This window comes from Spirosoma arcticum (genome assembly GCF_054779955.1).
This window is the reverse complement of sequence record NZ_BAAGXG010000008.1, coordinates 214,132-236,577: the sequence shown is the minus strand read 5'-3', so window position 1 is coordinate 236,577 and position 22,446 is coordinate 214,132. Positions and strand designations below refer to the sequence as shown.

Annotated in this window: 17 protein-coding genes; 12 read left to right on the top strand and 5 right to left on the bottom strand. The window is 56.0% G+C overall.

Translation table 11 applies throughout. From position 1 onward, the window contains the following. Positions 1–119: 119 nt before the first annotated feature. The 10 genes from ACYVHB_RS19435 (at position 120) to ACYVHB_RS19390 (ending at position 14,673) form a co-directional block, all read left to right on the top strand. The gene (locus ACYVHB_RS19435; protein ID WP_461053444.1) at positions 120–1,034 is read left to right on the top strand and encodes a transketolase family protein; all 915 of its coding nucleotides are present in this window, start codon (positions 120–122) and stop codon (positions 1,032–1,034) included. Beyond that, positions 1,031–2,923, top strand: coding sequence for a hypothetical protein (locus tag ACYVHB_RS19430; RefSeq protein ID WP_461053443.1), 1,893 nt, complete (start codon positions 1,031–1,033; stop codon positions 2,921–2,923). The genes ACYVHB_RS19435 and ACYVHB_RS19430 overlap by 4 nt, the downstream gene beginning before the upstream one ends. A 57-nt stretch (positions 2,924–2,980) precedes the next feature. Then, positions 2,981–4,135, top strand: a complete 1,155-nt coding sequence (locus tag ACYVHB_RS19425) for an acyltransferase family protein (protein WP_461053442.1) — start codon at positions 2,981–2,983, stop codon at positions 4,133–4,135. A gap of 303 nt (positions 4,136–4,438) precedes the next feature. Then, positions 4,439–4,618 (top strand): hypothetical protein, encoded by a 180-nt coding sequence (locus tag ACYVHB_RS19420; protein ID WP_461053441.1) that lies wholly within the window; start codon positions 4,439–4,441, stop codon positions 4,616–4,618. A 474-nt stretch (positions 4,619–5,092) separates the two neighbouring features. Then, a complete protein-coding gene (locus ACYVHB_RS19415) occupies positions 5,093–5,854 on the top strand; it encodes a glycosyltransferase family 2 protein (protein ID WP_461053440.1) in 762 nt (253 codons plus the stop codon). Between the two features lie 95 nt (positions 5,855–5,949). Beyond that, positions 5,950–7,341, top strand: coding sequence for a protoporphyrinogen/coproporphyrinogen oxidase (locus tag ACYVHB_RS19410; protein ID WP_461053439.1), 1,392 nt, complete (start codon positions 5,950–5,952; stop codon positions 7,339–7,341). A 118-nt stretch (positions 7,342–7,459) separates the two neighbouring features. Continuing rightward, a complete protein-coding gene (locus tag ACYVHB_RS19405; protein ID WP_461053438.1) occupies positions 7,460–10,246 on the top strand; it encodes a hypothetical protein in 2,787 nt (928 codons plus the stop codon). A gap of 106 nt (positions 10,247–10,352) precedes the next feature. Next, entirely contained in the window at positions 10,353–11,354 is a 1,002-nt protein-coding gene (locus ACYVHB_RS19400; protein ID WP_461053437.1) for a hypothetical protein, read from the top strand. Between the two features lie 111 nt (positions 11,355–11,465). Continuing rightward, positions 11,466–12,020: a DinB family protein gene (locus ACYVHB_RS19395; RefSeq protein ID WP_461053436.1), complete on the top strand. Its 555-nt coding sequence runs from the start codon at positions 11,466–11,468 to the stop codon at positions 12,018–12,020. A gap of 322 nt (positions 12,021–12,342) precedes the next feature. After that, positions 12,343–14,673, top strand: coding sequence for a S8 family peptidase (locus ACYVHB_RS19390; RefSeq protein WP_461053435.1), 2,331 nt, complete (start codon positions 12,343–12,345; stop codon positions 14,671–14,673). A 104-nt stretch (positions 14,674–14,777) separates the two neighbouring features. Here the strand turns inward: ACYVHB_RS19390 and guaA are convergent, their stop codons facing one another. Further along, positions 14,778–16,310 (bottom strand): glutamine-hydrolyzing GMP synthase, encoded by a 1,533-nt coding sequence (gene guaA / locus ACYVHB_RS19385; RefSeq protein WP_461053434.1) that lies wholly within the window; start codon positions 16,308–16,310, stop codon positions 14,778–14,780. Positions 16,311–16,482: 172 nt separating this feature from the next. Further along, on the bottom strand, positions 16,483–17,682 hold the full coding sequence (locus ACYVHB_RS19380) for an exo-beta-N-acetylmuramidase NamZ family protein (protein ID WP_461053433.1): 1,200 nt from the start codon (positions 17,680–17,682) through the stop codon (positions 16,483–16,485). A gap of 140 nt (positions 17,683–17,822) precedes the next feature. On the opposite strand from ACYVHB_RS19380, the gene ACYVHB_RS19375 reads away from it, so the two are divergent. Beyond that, positions 17,823–19,268: an alpha/beta hydrolase family protein gene (locus ACYVHB_RS19375; protein WP_461053432.1), complete on the top strand. Its 1,446-nt coding sequence runs from the start codon at positions 17,823–17,825 to the stop codon at positions 19,266–19,268. 113 nt (positions 19,269–19,381) lie between these two features. Next, entirely contained in the window at positions 19,382–20,638 is a 1,257-nt protein-coding gene (locus ACYVHB_RS19370) for an ABC transporter permease (RefSeq protein WP_461053431.1), read from the top strand. A gap of 73 nt (positions 20,639–20,711) precedes the next feature. Here the strand turns inward: ACYVHB_RS19370 and ACYVHB_RS19365 are convergent, their stop codons facing one another. From ACYVHB_RS19365 to ACYVHB_RS19355, 3 genes are all read right to left on the bottom strand, one after another. After that, positions 20,712–21,578, bottom strand: coding sequence for a TraB/GumN family protein (locus tag ACYVHB_RS19365; protein WP_461053430.1), 867 nt, complete (start codon positions 21,576–21,578; stop codon positions 20,712–20,714). A gap of 95 nt (positions 21,579–21,673) precedes the next feature. Beyond that, the gene (locus ACYVHB_RS19360) at positions 21,674–22,105 is read right to left on the bottom strand and encodes a hypothetical protein (protein WP_461053429.1); all 432 of its coding nucleotides are present in this window, start codon (positions 22,103–22,105) and stop codon (positions 21,674–21,676) included. Then, positions 22,102–22,359, bottom strand: coding sequence for a helix-turn-helix transcriptional regulator (locus tag ACYVHB_RS19355; protein ID WP_461053428.1), 258 nt, complete (start codon positions 22,357–22,359; stop codon positions 22,102–22,104). Before ACYVHB_RS19355 ends, ACYVHB_RS19360 begins: the two co-directional genes overlap by 4 nt. Positions 22,360–22,446: the final 87 nt, after the last annotated feature.

Sequence of the window (22,446 nt, the reverse complement as noted above, 5' to 3'; positions counted from 1 at the left end):
CCCCGATATGAAACAGAAGAACAGGCATGGCAACATTTGTGAGAACTACTAACAAGTATCCAATGCACTGACCAATCTGCTCAAGCCAGATTAATCTTCATAAAAGGTACTCACCCGTTATGCGAAAAGAATTTGCTGCCGCCATTGAGCGGATTGCGCAGACCGACGATAAGATCGTGTTCATCACCGGCGACCTGGGGTACAACGCCCTCGAAAACGTGGTGGAAGCGCTGGGGCCGCGCTTTATCAACGCGGGCGTGGCCGAGCAGAATATGGTGGGCGTGGCGGCTGGCATGGCCTATCGCGGCTACAAAGTGTTCTGCTACAGCATTGCGCCGTTTGCCGTGTACCGGTGTCTCGAGCAGTTCCGCAACGATGTGTGCCTGCATAAAATGCCGGTTTTTCTGGTCGGTAACGGCGGGGGCTATGGATACGGAATTATGGGCAGCACCCACCACGCCATCGAAGATCTGGCCTGCCTGAGCGGCCTGCAAAACGTGAACACATACATTCCCGCTTTCGCCGACGAAGTAGACCCAATGCTCGACCAGATCGTGGCCGAAGCGCGTCCGGCGTACCTGCGGCTGGGTGCGGGACCGAAAACACCCGACGGGGCCGAAACACTTGGTACGTTCAAACACATCGTCCGCAGTGACGCCCCGGTTGGCACAGTTGTAGCCCTCGGACCGGTGGCCGCCAACGTGCTGACGGCCTTGCAGGATGAACTGCTGACCGGTCAGTTCGATGTGTTCACCGCCACGAACCTGCCCCTCGATTTACCTACCGACCTCGCGCACCGCTGGGCCGGAAAACCGCTGCTGGTCGTTGAAGAACACGTATCCATTGGTGGACTGGCCCAGCAACTATCCGTACAGCTATTGACCCATGGAGCCGCACCAAGCCATTTTGTGAGCCTGTCGGCGCAGGGCTATCCCAACGGGCTGTATGGCGACCAGAAGTACCATCAGCAGTTGTCGGGTCTGGACCCGGCCAACATCGCCCGTCAGTTAAGCAATTGGCTCATAGCCGGATGATCCCGCCCAAACCGCTCACGCAGCCCCTACCCGCCCGGCCCGCTAATCAGCCGTCTGCCCCGTTCCGTGCATTAGCGCAGCCGCTGTGGGCCTGGGCCGTTGTGTTGCTGCCCGTGATTGTGTTCGCGCTGGTGTGGCAATATTACGCCGTCAACGTGCCCAAGTGGGACGACCACGCCCTGCGGGCTTACCTGTATTTCTCCGATCAGGAAACGACGCTGTCGGGCAAAATTTACCAGCTTTTCAGGCAGCACAACGAGCACCGCATCGTCTACGACCGCATCATCGCAACCCTCGACTACCGGCTCTTCGGCAAAATGAGCCACATTCACCTGATGGTGGCGGGTAATCTAAGTCTGGTGGGCCTGCTGGCCGTGTTTGGCGCTGTGCTGCTGCGGGCCGGAAAATCACTGATCTACCTTCTTCCGGTGGCATTGCTGCTGTTCAACCTGTCGCACTGGGAAAATATGTTTTGGGGTATGGCTGCCCTGCAAAATTTCTCGGTGGTGTTGTGGGTTGTGCTCACCATTTACCTGCTGAGTTACACCGACCGCTGGGGTCTGGCACTGGTAGCGGCCGTGCTGGCAACGCTCACCAGCGGCAACGGACTGTTGGTATGGCCCATTGGTTTGATTCTGTTAATGCTGCGGACGCCGACCGTCAACCGTCAACGTAGTGAAGGAGCCGTTGACCGCCCGAAGCTTGTCCTGCTGGCCTGGGTCGTTGCTGCGGCCGCTATCATTACGTTGTATTTTATTGGGTTTGAAAAACCAGCGGGGAACCCGGCCAACCGGCCATCCATCACCGAGTTGCTCAAGGGCTGGCTGGCATTCACGGGTGCTGCGGCCGAAGTCTTCTCGACCGAGTCGCCCCTGCGCGTCAGCACCTGGATCGGGATGCTGATGGTATTGGCCACGCTCGGTCGTGTGAGCTGGGATGTGCGAACCTACTGGCCCACCATTACCAACGCAATGCGGTTCGTTTTTAGGTCGGGCTACGAAAAGCCGGTTCCCGAAAAGTCTGGACACGAAAAAGCGGGGCGCCAAAAGCCGGGTCTGAAAAAACCAGTGGCACTACATTCTGATGCGGGAAAAGCGCTGCCGCCGATGGTTTTGTTTTTCTGGGGCTGTGCCTTATTCATCCTCGCTACGGCCGCCCTTGTCGCCTGGACCCGGACGGGCTTCGGTATTGATCTGATTATCACCAGCCGCTACAAAGTCTATTCGCTGACGCTGCTGGCCCTGCTTTACGTGTACGTCGTGGGCCGGTTACCCAAACGCGCTGGTCGCTGGATGGGCGCGGTGGGTGCGGTGGGTGCGGTGGCAAGCTTGTTCATTGCCTGGCTGTCCTACAATTTGTTTCTGGATGATACCATCTGGTGGCGGCACTGGATGCTGACGAGCCAGTTCAACTGGACGTATAGCACCAGTCAGCCGGTTCGTCGCTTAGACGCTATCAATAAACAATACATTAAGCAGGCACCCGCGTTTTACGACGCAGACCCGGCCGTTTTGTACGGAGCCGGGCAACCGACCGTCTGGCCAGTCGCCGTTACCCAAACGCCCGACGGTTTTCTGGTGCAGGACGGAAACGGGACGGCGCAGGATCAGCGCGACAGCCGGGCCTTCGTTGTTGCCCGGTCACCGAAACGAACGTACCTGTTCCCAACCCGTCAGAACCAGAATCTGGCCGGGCGAAAACGGTACTGGCCCGCCAATCCGTTCACCGTTGGGTTTACCGCGACGCGGGGCGACGTTGACCTTGATTCCGGGACTTACCAATTGTTCATTCTGACGGTGGCAACGAACGGACAGTTAACCCTCTACCCTACCGGCCAATCGATTACCTGGGTGAAACCGGCCGAGACGCCGTTGAAGAAAAACTGGTAACTCATTCTTCGTAGTTTTGCGCTGACGACCGAAAAACCGCCAACCAACCCGTTATCCATGCTGAACACGCCAACAGTTGCGACCACCGCCCGCCCGGCCCTGAACCACCTCCGGCAGTTAGACGGCATCCGGTTCGTAGCGGTGGGCATGGTCCTGTTCGACCACTGGATGGTTGGCCGCGTAGACGGACTGGCACTGGGTGCGTTGGGGGTTACGATCTTTTTTGTACTGAGCGGCTTCCTCATCACGCGCATCCTGCTGTCGAGCAAAGACAAACTCAGCAAGGAACCAAACGGGGGACTGGGCAAGTACCTGAAGACATTCTACATCCGCCGGACGCTACGCATTTTTCCGGTGTACTACCTGACGCTGTTCGTGCTCTACGCCGTCAATGAGCCGCCCGTGCGCCGGACGTTCGGCTGGCTGGCCCTCTACGCCACCAACATTTACATGGCTTATAACACGACCTGGATGGGTACCGTCGATCATTTATGGTCCTTGGCGGTGGAGGAGCAGGTGTATTTATTTTTCCCCCTGTTGCTGTTCTTCGTGCCACGCCGGTGGGTACCATCGGTAGCTGTTCTGATGATTATTGGAAGCGTTGGCCTGCGGTATGTTTTGTACCGAAAACACATGCCGTGGTTTATTGGGTACGTCTCAATGCCCACTTGCCTGGATTCCTTTGGTCTGGGAATGCTCATGGCGTTCGGCTGGCTTTACCGGCGCGAGTGGTTTACCCAGCTCTTTCAATCATCAGCGCTGGTCTTCGTTAGCTTGGCAGGATTCTTGGCCGTTGTTGTCCTAACCAACTGGATTGCCCAAACGTCAACGATTGGTTATCATAACATTATGGCTGACGTGTGGGAACGGCTGGCGGCTTCACTTTTCGGTTTTTTCCTGATTGGGCGGGCGGTGCTGGGCTTCGGCGGACCGATGAAGTGGCTGCTCGAAAACCCCGTCAGCCAGTATATGGGCCGCATCAGCTACGGATTGTACCTGTACCATAACTTTGTGTTCAACATTTACCACACCCAGCCGACCCACTTCACGGTGCGGGCCTGGCGACGCATTACCGACGTGCTTCCATTCCTGAACAGTTCGTACTTCTTCCAGTTTTCGTTCTTTCTGACCCTTACCATCGCGCTGGCCACAATTTCTTGGTACCTGATCGAACGCCCTATCAACAACCTGAAGGACCGGTTTTCATACTGAGCTACGCCCGAAAGCCGGTGGTACCGTGTGCAATCAGTAGCCGTTTAGCAACAATCTAATAAAGGCTGTATAATTTCACTGAATTCAAGGGAGAACATAAGAGAATAGGTCAACACTTATTAGCTTTAGGAGTCCTTGACCTATCGTAACTTTTTACGGTTCATCCCTGCCTGCCTGTGATTCCGGCAAATTCGTTGGTGCCCGGATTTACCCTATCTTATAGCTCCCAGTATAGACCCCGAGAAAAGTCACCCAGCCTGAGTCAGTTGGTTAAAACCAACCGACAGAGCGCCCCGTTGGTTCGTGCACGATGATGCACTGCCAGCGCATCGCTGTAACTTCCGGCTCGACCTGAGCAGCCCGGCCACTGTGCGGTACACCGAGTTCGACAACACCACGTTTACGGGCACCTGGTCGGTTCCGTCCGACAACCGCTTAGTGCTAAGTGACGCCCCAACCCAGCGAAACAGGTGGTACAATTGAGTTTATCATCAGTACGGTGAACCATACACAACTTGGACTGACCCGCACCACAACCAGCAAGAAATCGGGAGGTACTACGAATAAATACATGCTATCGAATCCGTAAGCGTACGGTGCTAATAATCACCCCATCCAAAAGCCGCGTTCAGTTTTCACTGACGCGGCTTTTGGATACATAACCGGGTAAATTCTCTGGTGTTGTACAGCCACAATTCGTAGATAGCCCCCCGTTTGTTTCTGGTCAGCTTCGTTCCAGAATGTCAATTACATGCACAGGAGAACCCAGCAACGAGCCATTTCCTGATTTCCCGCTAAATAATGTCCTGTTGGGTTCCGCCATCGCCCGCAAACATTTTCTTATATTTGCGGTGTTTATAGGCACAAATAAGCTACACCCGGACCGTTCAACGGCCGGGTATGTCGCCGAGAATCGGTTGCTGACCGACTTATCGCTAACCACCTAAAGTACACTGCATGAGCCTCCTGCTGTCAATCGTAATGCCGGCTTACAACGAAGAAGAAGTTATTGAAGTTGTTGTCAAGCAGTGGACCGACTTGCTGACCCGTCAGTTCCCCACCCAAAACACCCGCCTGATTGTTGTTAACGATGGTTCCCGCGACAAAACCGGCGCTATTTTAGACCAAATCAAAGAACGCTATCCGAAATTGGTGGTCGTGCATCAGCCCAACGGCGGTCATGGCAACGCGGTGGTCAATGGTTACCGGCAGGCCGTCGCCCTCGACTCGGAATACGTGTTTCAAACCGACAGCGACGATCAGTTCGTCACCGACGATTTCGGCAAACTCTGGGCGAAGCGCAACGAGTCGCCGTTTATTCTGGGCTACCGCGAGGAACGCTACGATGCCCCGGCGCGGCTGGTCATCACCCGGATTCTGCGCATGAGCATTGCCCTGATCTACGGCACCTACATCATGGACAGTAATATTCCCTTTCGGCTCATTCGGGGGACGTTTCTGCGGAAGCTGCTGGCTCAATTGCCCACCCCAACCCCGTTTGCGCCGAACATTTTTCTCGCCGTCATGGCCAAAAAAGCCGGTCACAACACGTTCGACATTCCCATTACGCACAAAGAACGCCTGACTGGGACGGTGTCTATTCTGAAGTGGAAACTCCTGAAAGTGTGTATCCAGAGTTTTGGTGAACTGGCGCAGTTCCGGCTCGACCTCGACCGTAAAGTAAACGCATTAAAACAACCAGAGCCGGTAGCGGCATAAATAAATGCATAATGTAGAATGCATAATGAACAATGCCGATGAACTACATTATTCATTGCGCATTATGCATTCTACATTATTTGTAAACTCAACTCATGAAGTATAAGTACGTCATTATCGGCTCAGGGCCAACGGGCCTCGGAGCCGCTTACCGCCTGAAAGAATTAGGCATCACCGACTTTGTCATTTTAGAAAAAGAAGATCGCATTGGCGGTCTCTCCAAGAGTTACGTCGACGAAAAAGGGTTTACCTGGGACATTGGGGGCCACGTGCAGTTTTCGCACTACAAATACTTCGATAACCTGATGAACGAAGCACTCGGCGAAGAGGGCTGGTTCAATCACCAGCGCGAGTCGTGGGTGTGGATCGAGAATCGCTTTGTGCCCTATCCGTTCCAGAACAACATCAAGTACCTGACGCCCGAAACAATGTGGAAATGCCTCGAAGGCATCATTCACAACTACAAGCATCCCACCAACGTTAAACCCGCTAACTTCCGCGAGTGGATTTTGGCAACGTTCGGGCCGGGTCTCGCCGAGACATTCATGTTCCCCTACAACTACAAAGTTTGGGCGTATCCGACCGAAGAAATGAACGCCGTTTGGGTGGGCGAACGCGTAGCCGTAACGGACCTGCAACGGGTGACGAAAAACATTATTTTCAATCAGGACGACTTCTCATGGGGACCCAACAGCACCTTTCGATTCCCCAAAAAGGGCGGTACGGGCAGCGTTTGGGATTCGGTCGGTCGTTTAGTTGGTGCCGAGTACGTCAAGCTGAACTGCACGGTTGAAAAAGTGATCGGCCCCGAAAAAACGATCATTGTGTCCGATGGATCAACCATCGAGTACGACCATTTGCTGAGTACCGTACCGCTCGACGTGTTTGTCCGTAAGGTAGAGGGACTCGATGCGCAAACGGTGGAAACGGCGCAGGGGTTGAAGCACTCGTCCACGAACGTAGTGGGCATTGGGTTGAAAGGCCAGCCGAAAGAAAGCCTTAAAACCATGTGCTGGATGTACTTCCCGGAGTACAACAGCCCGTATTACCGCGTCACGGTGTTCTCCAACTATAGCCCCAACAACGTGCCCGACATCACCCAAAACTGGTCGCTGATGACCGAAACGAGTGAGTCGAGCGCCAAGCTCGTTAACCGCGAAACGCTGATTGACGACACAATCCGGGCGCTGAAAGAGGACCAGTTGATTCAACCGGAGGATGAGATTGTATCCACCTGGCACATGGCCTTTGAGTACGGTTACCCAACGCCATCGGTGGAGCGAGACGGTATTTTGAAGGCCGTACTGCCTAAACTCGAACCGTTCGGCATCTACTCACGGGGCCGGTTTGGGGCCTGGAAGTACGAGGTCAGCAATCAGGATCACTCGCTCATGCAGGGCGTTGAATGGGCCAACCGCGTGGCTACCAACGTCCCCGAACTAACAATGCCCTTTCCCGAAACGGCCAACGCTATGTGGGGCAAGTGAAAATAGTCATAAGTCGTAAAAGTCGCAAGTGGCTGTCGCACGAGTATTGCTTTCGCGACAGCCACTTGCGACTTTTACGACTTATGACCGCACGGGCGGCCCCGTTCTACGACTATTTATGAACCGTAACGTCTGGATTGGTATTGGCGTAGTCGTGCTGCTGGTGGGCGGCTGGCTGGGCTACCGGCAGTGGCGGGCACCGGGTCGTGCGGTTGGGTCGCTGGTGCCGCCGGGTGCCCTGCTCGTGCTGGCCAGCAACCGCCTGCAGGATACGGTATCGGCGCGGACGCTGCGGACGGAAATCTCGCTCCGCCAGATACCCATCTTCAACGAAGCCCGGCAACGGCTCGACCGGTTTCTGTACGCCACGGCCGACACCGCCACTGTGCTGAAATTCATCACGGGTAAAAACGTCCGGTATTCGCTTCACGCGCTTTCTAGAAACACGCTCGATCTTATTTTCTATGTGCCAATCGGTCCCGACGATCAGTCGTTTCTGAACCGGTTGACCAATCCCGATCCGCGCCAGTACCGGGTGCTGAATCATACGTTCGCCGGTGAGAAGATCCTGGATTTAGTGGCACGGGGTAACGAACCCGTTGGCTCGTTCATTTTGACAGACGACGTTTTAGTGGGCAGCGTGTCGGGTATTCTAATCGAAAACGTAGCGAAGCGGATGCACCAGCCGCTGAAGCTGTCGCAACCCGATCCGGGTTCCCAAATCGACGCCGACCACGGGGCGGGGCTGTCCGTCCGGCCCGAAGTGCTCCAGTCGCTGTTCAGCAATTCAGGCTCGCTCATCCGGCTGTTTCTGCCGGAGCGACTGACGCTCCGGTTTCGTCCGTCGGCGTCGCGGTCGCACCTGATTGGCTATGCAGCCAGCGAGATTGGCAACCGGCGCGACGTAGCGGCTCTGTTCGCGGGTCAGACGCCCCGGCGCGTCACCCACGCCGACCTGATTCCACAAACAACGGCCACGCTCTACCACATCGGCATCAGCGATGCAGCCCGCTTTGGCCGGTCGATGAGCGGCCTGCTGGGATCGGCTTCCAGCGATTTCCTGCGCGACCGGTTCAGCCAGATTGCCCCGGCCACCAGTGCGTTATACCAGGCGCTGGACGCCGACATTCTGCTGTGCCGGATGGAGTCGCCGACGAGTACGCCCCGGCAGGTGCTGGTGTTGAGTGGCCGTGACGCCCGGCAACTAGCCAACGCCTATCAACAAATAGCGTACCGCGCCGGGGCCGGAGTGTCTGCACCGCCGAAAACCTTCCTGGGTCATAAAATCCTGCTGCTGAATGTTCCCGAACTGCCCGCATCGCTGTTTAGCAGCTTGTTCACGGGCTTTCCACAAAGCTGGATCACGCAGCACAACTCGGCCTTAGTGGTCGCCAACAGCGAAGAAGCCATGCAGGATTACCTCCAGCAGGTTCAGCGCGGGGCCGTTTGGTCGGCCGACGAACGGCAAACCGATTTATTGAACAGTACCCTGCGTCCGGCTAATTTCACGGCCTTCGTTCGGATGAACCGGACCCCCACCACCGTGTCGGCAGCGTGGCCGGTAGCGTGGCAAAATCTGCTCAACCACCAGGACCCCACCGATGGTACGCTGGCCAATCCAGTGGCCGGGGGTAACGGCCCGGCATTGGCGAACTTAGAAAACATGGCGTACCAGGCCAGCTACGGCAACGAAAAGATTTTGTCGACAATTGTACTGGGTCGTACCACCCGCCGGGCCAGTCAGGCCGTGCTCAACAAAGTGCTGTTACAGAAAAAAACGGAGTTCGATGCTCCGCTCATTGCCGCGCCCGTCGTGACGGGCAGCCTGAGCGCAGGGGGAACGCAGTTTTACGCCCAAACCGAAGCCGTGCAATTCGTGCTGGTGCCCCCCGAAGGTGACAGAATCAGGCAGGCTCCCACGGATGGTCCCATCCGCAGTAATGCGCTCGCCGTCGATTTTCTCGACAACGGCCGGTTGCAATACCTGTTCATGACCGACCGAACGCTGTACGTAGCCGATCCGGGTTTGGCCAGAGTCAACCAATCCAAACCAGATGCCAAGGAAGTAAGTCTGCTGGCCATTCGCCTGCCCAACGGACTTGACCCTACCTTTCTGGTTCGGCCGCGTGGAATGCGTCAGCGGAATATAGTCGCTCTCGCAGCCCACCAGGATGGCCACGTCTACGCCCTCGACCGCCAGCGCCGGGCGTTTGTGCGGCTACTGGCGGCCCCGCGCAAAGGGCCACTCCTCCTGCCGTTCCAGGTTATCAATACGCCAACGGGTATGGATGTGCTGGCCGTTCAGCCCGACGGCACGGTGAACTACTGGCGCGAAAATGGCACCCAGTACCCACGCTTCCCAGCCCGGATCGAACGCCGGACGGAAGAAGAACCCGAAACAAAAATGGTGGGACCGGCCCTGTTACCTCTTGGTCAGACGGGTATTCAGACGATTACCGAGGAGGGACAGTTGCTGACGCTGAATACCACTGGGCAGATTACCAAACGAACTCAACTGTTCCGGCCGGTGCGGAGCGGTTCGTTCCGGCTCTTTCCCGACGAGGACCAAACCAACTGGCTGCTGCTGCTCACGACCGACACCGAAGTAGCCGTATTGGATCAGCAGGGGCAACGGCAGTTCGAGGTGCGTGCCCTACAGTCGGGACCCTCCAGTTCGGGACGCAACAACGTTCGTTACCACCGGCTTGGCGCGGGTGTCGAGTTAATCAGTGTGCAGTCGGGCCGTTTCACAACGCTCTACGACCTCAACGGGCGCATCGTTGGCGACCGTCCCATCCCCGGCGATTTTCCAGTGGCCCTGCAATTCGATGAACGGACTAATGAATTATATGTGTTGAGCGGGGCACAGCGGGCTGTGCAGTTATTTAGTATTCGGTTAAGATAAAGAGTAGTGCAGTAAGTCATAAGTCGTAAGTGGCTAACGCATGTAAGCAGTTGACGCCAGTGCGGTCAGCGACTTACGACTTACGACTCTTTTTACGACTTTTTACATGCGTTTCCTTCGTTACCTTATTCTTACAACTGCGCTGGTGCTGTGGGCCGGTGGATTGTCAACTACGGTGTTGTACTGGCTTTATCAAACGGGCATCGTTGCTGATGATTACCGGTTCGGCGACTTGTATCGTCTGTCGGCCTTGCCTCAATTTAAAAGGGCGCAACCCGATTGCCCCCCTTCGACGGTATCGAGCGACACGGCTTCGACGCACCTCTACATCATTGGCGACAGTTTCACCGAGGAGCAACGCATTGGCCAAACAGATTTTCGGGTCAGCCACTACCAGCGGGTAGCGTGGGACCATCGGCAGCGGGCGCAGCTTGATCCGGCAAAACGAAACGTACTGGTGCTGGAATCGGTGGAACGCCACTTTCGAGAGCACTTCGCCGTTCCAGTAACCGAGTTGGTTGTCGAGGCTGACACAACCCAGCCACCCACTCAACGGCTACCGTTGCGCAAGCGGCTGAGCCAGGAATTTCACCGGTCGGACGTGGAGGAACGGCTCGAATCGGTCCTGTTCAGCCAGGACTGGGCGTTCTGGTTCAAAGAGTTGAAAGCGCGGTTAACCTTCGACTGGTTCGACCGGGAATACGCCAGCGTCAGCGTATCAAACAACGGTCGGCACCTATTTCTACGCTCGGATACCGACACCACCAAAACGCTGAATTCTTCCTTCTCGCGCCTGACCGACCGCGAAGTCAACACCTTGGTCGACAGCGTCAATGCCGTAGCGGACCGGTACAAGCAACTTGGTTTCGATGCAGTGTATCTGTCCATCATTCCCAACAAAGCCAGCATTCTGGAAACCGGCCGGAGCGACTACAACCGGCTGGTGGAGCGGGTACAGCAGTCGCCAAAATTGCGGGTGCCGACCATCGACGCATTTGGCCCGTACCGACGCACCCAATCATCGCCCTATCTGCTCAGCGACACCCACTGGAACTGCACCGGCCGGGCAATCTGGATCGACGAAGTGCGTAAAACGGCGAATTTGTGAGGAAAATGAGGAGCCGTTTTTTGTGCCCCGACGGAATTAATTCAATAGTACGTCGGGCATATTGACGGTGTATTTTTAGATTAGCGGATAAATCACCAAATCCATCCAATCATGTTCACAAAGACACCCATCCATTTCCTGTTCACCGGTCTATTCCTGCTTGTTAGTTTCCTCGGAAGTCAGGCAGCCGGGCGTGGCTCCACCATCAGTGCGGCCCAGATGATTACCGAGTGGCAACGGGCCAAAGAGTTCACGAAGGAGTATTTGGACGCGATGCCCGAGGACGGCACGAACTTCAAACCGACACCCGAAATCCGCAGCTTCGCCGAACAGATGCTTCACTTAGCCAACGCTAATTTCAATTTCGCGTCGGCCGCTGGCGGCAAGGCGAACCCGTACCAGGGCAAGAGTTTAGAGAAAATGGACGAGTTCAAAACAAAAGCGGCCCTGTCGAAAGTGGTGCTGGAAAGTTACGACTTCACCATCGACGCGTTGAAAAGCACAACGGATGCGCAATTGGCCGAGCAGATCAAGCTATTTGGCCGGGACATGAGCCGCGAGACGGCGTTCACCAAACAGTTTGAGCACCAGACGCACCACCGCGGCCAAACGACGATCTATATCCGAATGAAGGGGGTCAAACCACCCAACGAGAAGTTGTTTTAGGCCATTATCGGCACTCGACCAGCGTACATAGGGTTGATTAACGATGAAAGCCGGATCATGGAGGGCGAGGGGTTAAGAAACTACCCACCCGCGTTTGCCATGCGAATGTCAAGGACTATCAGCTCTAAAAAATGAGTCAGGTCAACCCTGAAGCCGTTACCTGCCCTGCCAGGCGATTTTGACAAGGTCATTAACCGTTCCCTCAAGAAAAAGCCGTCGTGTTTGCGACGGCTTTTTCTGTATCGACTTACCAATTACACGGCTCTATCCACACGACCCAGTCCGTGTGCACTCATCTATTCATTTCTAAACCAAGTCAAGTATGGAACAGGCACTGGAGTTCATGCGTCGGAATCATCCCGACATTCTCAAGAATGAGCCGCCCTACGTCGCCGTGCGGTTCGGACCGAACGTCAAATTAGCCTATGATGACGAAGGCATCGGGCAGTTGGCCCGGCAAGAGTTTGCCCCCATGAAACGGCTGACGACAAAGTTTCCCGGTCTGCGCATGACGCGGCTTTACAAAGCCCTGGCGGCCGACAAATTAGCCGATCTAATTAAACGGGCACAGGCCGCCGACGACACCTACCGCCCCGGTCCGCTGTTCAGCTACTTCAAGATTGAACACGACGACCCAGATCAGGTGCTGGCTATTGCCAAAGAAGTGCAGCACTGGAAAGAAGTGGAGCAGGCGCAGGTGTACATTCCGGCACCGGACCCGTTTGTGAATGCGGCCAATGATCCGCGAGCGGCTAATCAGACCTATTTAGACGCAGCGCCGGGTGGTATCGACGCCCGCTACGCCTGGAATTTTGTGGGGGGCGATGGACAGGGACAACGCCTTGTCGATCTGGAAAGGGGCTGGACATTTGGGCACGAAGACCTCAACGCCCACGGCATTTCGTTGCTCCACGGCACCATCCGCGACGGTAGCCGGAGCCACGGCACGGCCGTATTCGGCGAAATATGCGCGGTTGACAACACCGTCGGCTGCGTGGGCATCACGCCAAAGTTAACCAGCGTCCGGGCCACCTCGTACTACGGCAGCACACTGTCCGACGCCATCTTAGCGGCCGTGGCGGCTATGTCCTTCGGCGACGTACTCCTGCTCGAAGCGCAAATCGAAATACCAGGACTTCCCGGTGTGTTGGGTCCGATTGAAGTACTCGACGGTGTGTTTGAGGTAATCCGGCTGGCAACGGCCCTGGGTATTATTGTGGTCGAAGCGGGTGGCAACGGCACAGACAACGGTTTCGCACCCCCGTTCGCAATGGATACGTACGTAGCGCCGGGCGGCAACGCCATTCTGAATCCAGCAGGTGCCGGTTTTCGGGATTCGGGCGCGATCATCGTCAGCGCGGCCACGTCGGCGGCACCGCATACCCGCCTGGTATGGGCACCCCACGGGCAGCGAATCGACAACTACGCCTGGGGAGACGACATCAATACGCTCAGTTCAAACGACGGGGGAGCCACCAATCTCTACCAAACCAGTTTTGGCGGTACGTCGGGCGCGTCGCCCATGATTACGGGCGCGGCTTTAGCCATCAACGGCATTGCCGAAGCGTCGCTGGGATTTCGGTTCGGGCCGCGCCAGATGCGGGCGCTGCTGCGAAACCCGGCTACCGGCACCGCGCCCTCCCCCGCCGAAGCAACGCAGATCAGCGTTATGCCCAACCTGCGCCAGATCATCGACACGCTCATCAACGTTACGCCGGACCTCTACGTCCGGGATTTCGTTGGCGATACGGGCAACCCGCACACGGGCGCTATCTCGGCCAGCCCCGACATTATTGTGCGCCCGGCCCCCGAAGCGAACCCACAGACGGCGTTTGGCGAAGGCAGCGGCACCGAAAACGACACAACCTTAGGCAGTAGCGTGGTGGCCGCAGTGGATCATTCTATTTACGTGCGGATGCGCAACCGGGGTGGTTCGGCGGCTGCTAATGTGCAGGCAAGGGTGTTCTGGTCGCCACCCGCGTCGCTGGTCACGCCCGACCTCTGGACGCTGGCCGGATCAACCACGCTGGCTACGGTGCCAAACGGCAATCAGCTCACCGTGTCCGACGCCATCACTTGGCCAGCCGCGAATGTGCCGCCCGCCGGTCATTACTGCTTTGTGGGTCTGGTTGGCAACGCGCTCGACCCGGCCCCGGACCCGGCCGACTTCAACGACTGGAACAACTTTCAACTGTTCATCCGCAACAATAACAACGTCACCTGGCGCAATTTCAATGTCGTCAACGCAGAGCCGGAACCCAATGCTTTAGTCGACGGCTTCGTGGCTCTGCCCTTCCTGCTGGTGGGTGCTCCCGACAAAGCGCGGGCGTTCGACATTGCCATTGAAGGCCGACTCCCCGAAGGTGCCCGGCTGCTGTTCCAGATGCCGCTCGATCTGTTCCGCCAGGCCCGTCCGTTTCTGCCCAAATCAGAGCTTGTGAATCGACAGGAGGCCCGTGCTCAACTGAATCCGTTCCAGCAAACGATGCTGAAGAGCATGAAACTACCTGCCAAGTATCGAGGAAAATGCCAGTTGTTCCTACATATTCCGGAACCGCTACGCAAAAAAGCGTTCCAGGTGGTGCTCCGGCAGTTTTATCGGGGCCTACAGGTGGGTGGGCTTACGTGGCAGACCGGTGCCCGAAAGTTGTGATCGTGTTACTTTAATCAACAGAACGCCCGGCGTCACTTATGACACCGGGCGTTCTGCGTTCAGTACATTCGCACATCGCAACGTTAAGAATAGCTTGACTTACCTTACTCCCACTCAATGGTGGCGGGGGGTTTGGAGGAAATGTCGTACACCACGCGGTTGACGCCTTTGACGCGGTTGATGATTTCGTTCGATACGTCGGCTAAGAATTCGTAGGGCAGGTGCGCCCAGTCGGCGGTCATGCCGTCGACGCTCGTGACGGCGCGTAGCGCTACTACACGTTCATACGTCCGCTCGTCGCCCATAACGCCTACCGATTGCACCGGCAGCAGCATAGCCCCCGCCTGCCAGACTTTGTCGTACAGGCCCTCGCGTTTCAGGCCGTCGATGAACAGCGCGTCCACCTGTTGCAGAATATCGACCTTTTCGGGCGTGATGTCGCCCAGAATGCGGATCGCCAGGCCCGGTCCGGGGAACGGGTGCCGTCCCAGAATGGCTTCGGGCAACCCAAGCGTCCGGCCCACGGCTCGTACCTCATCTTTAAAGAGCGTGTTGAGCGGCTCCACAACTTTCAGCTTCATAAAATCGGGCAGGCCACCCACGTTGTGGTGCGACTTGATGGTAGCCGACGGGCCTTTGACCGACACCGACTCGATCACGTCGGGGTAGATGGTCCCCTGCCCCAACCACGATACGCCCTCGATGCGGTGCGCTTCGTGGTCGAACACCTCAATAAACGTTCGGCCGATGGCTTTGCGCTTGGCTTCGGGATCGGTCAGGCCGGTAAGTGCCGTGTAGAACTGTTCCTTAGCGTCAACGCCTTTTACATTCAGTCCCAGCGTTTTATACGACTCCAGCACGCCTTCGAACTCGTCCTTCCGCAGCAGCCCGTTATCGACGAAAATGCAGTACAGGTTTTTGCCGATGGCCCGGTGAATAAGCGTAGCCGCCACCGACGAGTCGACCCCGCCCGACAGCCCCAGCACGACCCGGTCGTCGCCCAATTTGTCTTTCAACTGCGCGATGGTCGTGTCGGCGAACGACTCGCCGGTCCAGTTCTGGGAGCAACCGCAGATGTCGACCACGAAGTTGTGGAGCAGCACCTTACCCTGTAGCGAATGCGTCACTTCGGGGTGAAACTGAATCCCGTACGTTGGTTCACCCTCCACCTCGAAAGCGGCCACCTGAACGGTATCGGTGGAAGCGATGATGCGAAAATTATCAGGAACGCTCGTGATCGTGTCGGCGTGCGACATCCAGACCTGCGAGTGCGGATCGAGACCGTGCATCAGCGGACTATCGGTATTGACGGTGCCGAGTTTAGCGCGGCCATACTCACGAATAGCCGAAGCCTTCACCTCGCCCCCGCTGCTGTGGGCCAGCAGTTGCGCTCCGTAGCACACGCCCAGCAGGGGCAGTTTGTGCCGGAATGCGGCCAAGTGCACGTCCGGCGAGTCGGCGTCGCGCACCGACGATGGGCTGCCGGACAGAATGACGCCCTTTACGTCGGGACTGATATCGGGAATTTTATTGTAGGGGTGAATTTCGCAGTAGACGTTCAGTTCGCGCACCCGGCGGGCAATGAGTTGGGTGTACTGCGAACCAAAATCAAGAATCAGAATCTGTTCGGTGGCCATGAGGGGTCTCTAAAATGCAAAGTTAAGACCTTAAGCGAATGGATCGCACGGGCGACCCCGAATGAATAATGTAGAATGAATAATGGCAACGGGGCGGGTTGAGCACTGATTTGGGGTCAGCCGCACGGTTCATTATGCGTTCTATATTACTCGTTACTCATTATTCATTCTCTTACCGATACAGCAAATACTTCTGCCGGGTTTGTTTGTAGGCATTGAGCGCGGGTTGCCAGCTTGCCCGGATTTTGTCGGCTGGAACGCCTGCCAGCATCTGCAGCCGGAGCTGGTCCGTACCCGCCAGTTTATCAATGTAGTTGGTGCTCAGAAAGAACTTGCCCTTATCGGAAGCGCGGTGGAAGAAGTCAAAGAAGTAAGTCAGCATCAGCCCCTGTTTTGGTACACTGATTTTGGACAGGTCCAGCCCGTAGCAACGCTTTCCTTCTTGGGGCGGGTTCACGGCGCCAGGTTTGTCGACCGGCGTAAACTGATATGGACCATACTGGGTGTAGGACGATCCAATTACCTGAAACTGCTTGTCGGTGCCGCGCCCAACGCTCACGACGGTTCCCTCAAAGAAACAAAGGGACGGATACAGCAAGACGGCCTGCTGATTGGGGATGTTGGGCGACGGGCGCAGGGGCAACACATAGGGCGTCTGGTGGGTATAGTTTTTAACCGGCACCACCGTCAGCGGGCAGGACTTACCCGGTCCAAGCCAGCCTTCGCCGTTAATCATCCGGGCCAGTTCGCCCACCGTCAGGCCGTGCACGACCGGGATCGGGTGCATACCTACGAAAGATTTGAATTTGGGGTCCAGCACCGGGCCGTCAATGTAGTGGCCATTGGGATTGGGCCGGTCGAGGATGAGGAGCGGCTTTTTCGTTTCGGCGCAGGCTTCCATTACGTAGTGCATGGTGCTGATGTAGGTGTAGAACCGGGTTCCTACGTCCTGAATATCAAAAATAACCATGTCGAGCGAGTCCATCTGCGCGGGCGACGGCTTGCGGTTCTGCCCGTAGAGCGTCGCAATCAGAACGCCCGTGCGCGGGTCGCGGCTGTCACTAATTTTTTCGCCGTCGGTGGCTTCGCCCCGGAAACCGTGCTCGGGCGCGAAGATCGTTTTGACGGTCACGCCGAGAGCCAGCAGACTGTCAACCAGATGCGTCCGGCCAATGGTGGAGGTGTGGTTGACAACCATCCCAACGCGCTTGCCCCTCAGGTCTTTCACGTATAGGTTGGTTTGAGCCGCGCCGGTTTGCATAACCGGCACGGACGCATCTTTCGTTGCGGACTGCGCCGGGCAGCAGCTCATTGTCAAGAGGAGAATAGCGCCGGAGAGCAATAGCCGGGTCGGGCAGAGGGCGGTGGGCATGATGGTACGTTGTGAATCGGTAAAAATAGCCAAAACTAACCGGATGGGGCAATTGGAAAAATGATTCTTTGTGATGAAGTTGCCGCAGCAGCAACCGGGTTTTTCATGCCCACCGAACATTCATTACCCCGCAACGGATTATGGAAAGACCTGTCTTATTCATTCTGCTTTTATTGCTGACGCTCACCGGTGCTCATTCCCAGCCCATTGTGTCGGGTCACTGGTCAGGCAGTTTGGCCGTTGGGAGCACGAAACTCCAGCTTATTTTCGCGGTAACGCCCAACGGACGGGGCGGTTTCGACGCCAAACTGGCCGTTCCGGCCCAGATGCCCGGTACTATAGCCTGCGACCAAATCACCGTGCAGGCCGACAGTATGCTGATTGCCATCAACACCATCAACGGTACGTACGCTGGTAAACTTGATCCCAGCCGGAGCCGCACCACGGGAACATGGCGGCAGAATGGTATGGTACTCCCCCTGAACTTAGTGAAAAGCGACACGATCACCGTTGAGAAGCCAGCCGACCGCCCACAAACGCCCAAACCGCCTTTTCCGTACGTCAGCGAGGAGATTGCCTACGATCACGCCCTTGCCCGGTACAGCGCTCATATCAGCGGAACCCTCACCAAACCTAGCGGTCGCGGTCCGTTTCCGGTAGCCCTACTGATTACGGGCAGTGGCCAGCAGGATCGCGACGAGACGCTGTTCGACCACAAACCATTCGCGGTTCTGGCCGATTACCTCACCAGGCGCGGCATTGCCGTGCTGCGCGTCGACGACCGGGGAACAGGTAACTCATCGGGCGAAACCTACGGCCTGACCACCGCCAATTTTGCGATGGACGTCGTCGCGGGTATCGACTACCTGAAGAGCCGCGCTGATATAAATCCGAAGAAAATTGGGCTGATTGGCCATAGCGAGGGCGGTATGATTGCGCCGATGGTAGCCAGTCAGCGTCCCGACGACGTGGCGTTTATGGTCCTGCTGGCCGCGCCGGGCGTACCAGGTGTCGACCTTATTGCGAAACAGAACGAAGCGATACTCAAATCCACCGGTATCGACTCGTCAATAGCCCAGTCGTATGGTTCGCTGTGCGGAGCAATAGCCCAAGCAGCCATTAAGATTCCAGACTCAGCAGCGGCTTACCGAAACGCAACGGCTGCATTCGTGAGCTGGCAGTCATCCGTGCCGCCCGCAACAGTGGTTGAACTAACGGGCGCAAAAGACGATAAACTAATTCCGCAGTTCATAGACGTGCTCATGAAGGCGTTTCGCAGTCCGTGGATGAACTACATTTTAGCTTACACACCAGCCGCCAACATCAGCGAAATAAAGTGTCCTGTTCTGGCACTAAACGGTGAGAAAGATATTCAGGTGGATGCGGTCCTGAATCTGGCGGGTATTGACCGGGCAATCCGGGCCGACAACAAGCGGGTAACGACTCAGGTCATGCCCGGTTTGAACCATCTATTTCAGCACTGCAAAACCTGTACGGTAACTGAATACGCCGAACTCACCGAAACGTTCGCGCCCGAAGCCCTGCGACTCATTGGCGACTGGCTGGTGTTCGATGGACTGCGTTGACAAAACCCTTACTTTTACGCACCGGAACAAAACAGTGAGCAGGTAGTAGCGGGTAGCCAACAGTGGCTGATGCATACGTACTGTTGGCTGTTTACTAATAACTGCTCACTGCTTTGAACGTCCCTGTTTTTTTGGCCCGCAAGGTGCGTCACGCGCCCCAGGGTTCTTTTTCGGCCACCGTTACGCGCGTTGGTGTGGCCAGTATTGCGCTTGGTCTGGCAATTCTGATCGTGGCTTTTGCCGTACTGTTCGGGTATAAGGATACCATTCAGCAAAAGATTTTTCTGTTCGGGGCGCACCTTCAGGTAAGTAAATTCACCAATAACTACTCCTACGAAGAGTCACCCATCCCACTCAGTACCAAGCTGTATCGGGAGCAGGACCGCACCCCCGGCGTTCGGCACGTGCAGGCGGTGGCGCTGAAAGCGGGCATTCTCAAGACCAAAGACGAACTGATGGGCGTGGTGCTGAAAGGCGTTGGGCGCGACTACGACTGGAATCTGCTCCGCGAATCACTCGTGGCCGGTACGGTACCGGTGGTAGGCGCTGATTCGGTTGATGCATCATCCAGCCAAACCCTGGTCAGTCGGGGGTCCACGCAGTTGCTCATCAGCCAGTATATGGCGAAGCAATTGCAGGTAACGGTTGGTGACAGCCTTCCCATGTATTTTTTGGGCAATCCGCCCCGTGTCCGCAAAATGACGGTGGTCGGCATTTATGAAACCGGCTTAGAAGAGGTTGACAAGACGATTGCGATAGGCGACATCCGGCTCGTTCAGCGGCTGAACAACTGGGGACCGGATTCGGTTGGGAGCTGCGAAATTTTCGTGGATAACTTCAACCAGCTTGAACCCACGGCAGCCACCGTTTTCGACCTGATGACGCCCGACATGCGTCTGGTCCGCGTCACGGATCAGTACCGCCCGCTGTTCGACTGGATGGTGTTGCTGGACCGGAACATGGTTATTCTGCTGGCTCTGATCACGTTTGTGGCGTCGTTCAACATGGTGTCGGTGCTGCTGGTGCTGATGATGGAACGGACGCCGATGATTGGTTTGCTCAAAGCCCTCGGTGGTCCTAACCCGCTCATCCGGCGTATATTCCTCTACGTCGGCCTGAATATGGTGGGCTGGGGACTGCTTATTGGCAACGTTGTCGGCCTGACGCTCTGCTGGCTTCAGTGGCAGTTTAGGCTCATTCCGCTCGACCCTAAAAATTACTTCGTCACCTACGTGCCAATCTCGTGGAACTGGCCGACAATTCTGGCCCTGAACGCGGCTACGATTGGACTCATCGCGCTGGTGTTGTGGCTGCCAACGATTATCATCAACCGCATTCAGCCGGTGAAAGCGCTGGCGTTTAAGAAGTAAAAGTCAGTCAGTTAGTCAGTGGCTGACGCGTCTTATTTATATGCGTCAGCCACTGACTAACTGACTGACTGAGTTACTCTACCGCCTTTACCGTGTACCCCTTCTTGCGCAGCAGATTAATGACGCCTTTGTCGTTGCCGAGGTGACCGGCTCCGAAGGCGAAGAACGTGGGTTTCTGGCTGGCGGCTTTTTCGATCACCGGAATCCAATTGGTGTTGCGTTCGCCGAGCAGCGCGTCTTCGTACTGCGCAAAGTCGCCCCCGCTGAACTGACTGGTTTTCATCATGTTCATCAGTTTGGCCAGGTCTTTCGCTTTGTAAGCGGTAAGCAGCTCATTGAACTCTTTTTTGGCTTCGTCGGGTTTGCGGGCCATATCCACCAATCCTTTCAGTTGCTCTTCCATCGGAATCTTGTCCAGAGCGGCTAACTGCGCGTCAATGGTTTCCAGCCCCAGCACTTCTTTCTGGTCTTTACCCGCCATTTGCGCGAAGGTCATGTCGTAGGAAGCGGGCTGACAGGGCAGCACCGTCATGTACATCATCGACATCAGGCCAATGGGTTTCATCATACCAAGCTGCGCCAGGCTCATGTTCATTTTCTGCTTGAGGTGGTTGTCCAGCAGCGTGTAGTCGTCGGGCTTAAGCAGATCTTTTATCGTTTTGCCATCGGTCATCATCATGGATTTCATCATACCGCTCATCAGCGCCGGATCGTCCATGTCGATTTCCAGGTACACCTGCTGAGTATTGTCAACGGCTTTTTTCATGGCGTCGGTGATGGTCAGATCCGTGGGGCAAACCAGGTGGAACGTGCCGTAGAGATACGACGGTTTCATGAGGCCGTTGCCGGATACCTCATACAGCAGGGCCTTGTCCTGCGCATTAACGCCGTTGACGAATGTACTGGCAATGAGCAGGCCAGTTGAGAGTAAGCGATTCATAAAATTGTGTTTAATGAGTGTACGAAACTAACCAGGTATAAAGACTAACCGGTGTTCTATGGGATAAACGGCCAGCAAGTAGGAGGAATGACTGCTTAAACGTCTGACTCGGTCCAAGCCAGAATAGCGGAGGGTAGAACCATAACAAACGTCCAGATCGTCCAGAAAAATGGAGTAACCTGGTCAAAGCCACGGGGTACAAGCAACCGCAGATCGTTGGCTAACGCCAGATAAATCAGCAAGAGAACGACTAATCCACTGACACCAATATAGGCAAGCCGGTAGGCCTGATTGCGGGTCTGCACCTGCCGCTCATCGAGCTGATCGTCGGGCGCGTTGCCAAACTGCCAAAGCCCGGTATTGTGGTAAAGATAAGCCGATATGCCGGCGAGTCCGATGAGCGCCAGTAACGTGGACACGCTGGGCCAGATACCCAGCAGGCTTGCGATGGAGAAGAGCAACGGGTAACTGATTAACTGAAGCACAACAGCGATCCGGCGCTGAGCACGGGGGATGGTTCGAATCATGATTGTTTGTTTTTAAGGATGGCTAATTCTTCACTCAGCGGGCGCATAGGCTGCCGCGAAAACACCAGTTCGATGGACAGGCCGAAGACGGCGCTCAAGTCCATCGCCAGATCGAGACTGGGGTTGTATTCGCCCCGCTCCAAATAGCCAATAGTCTGAAAGTTGACGCCCACTTTATCGGCCAGGTCTTTTCGCGACAAGCCCCGTTCCTCCCGCAGTACCCCAATGCGATTATGGATCTTCTGCCCTTTCATAATTCGGTCATTACGGAGCAAATGTAAAATGTTTTGTTGTAAATTTACAATAATATATAGTAAATAAATTTTTCATATCCTGAAGAG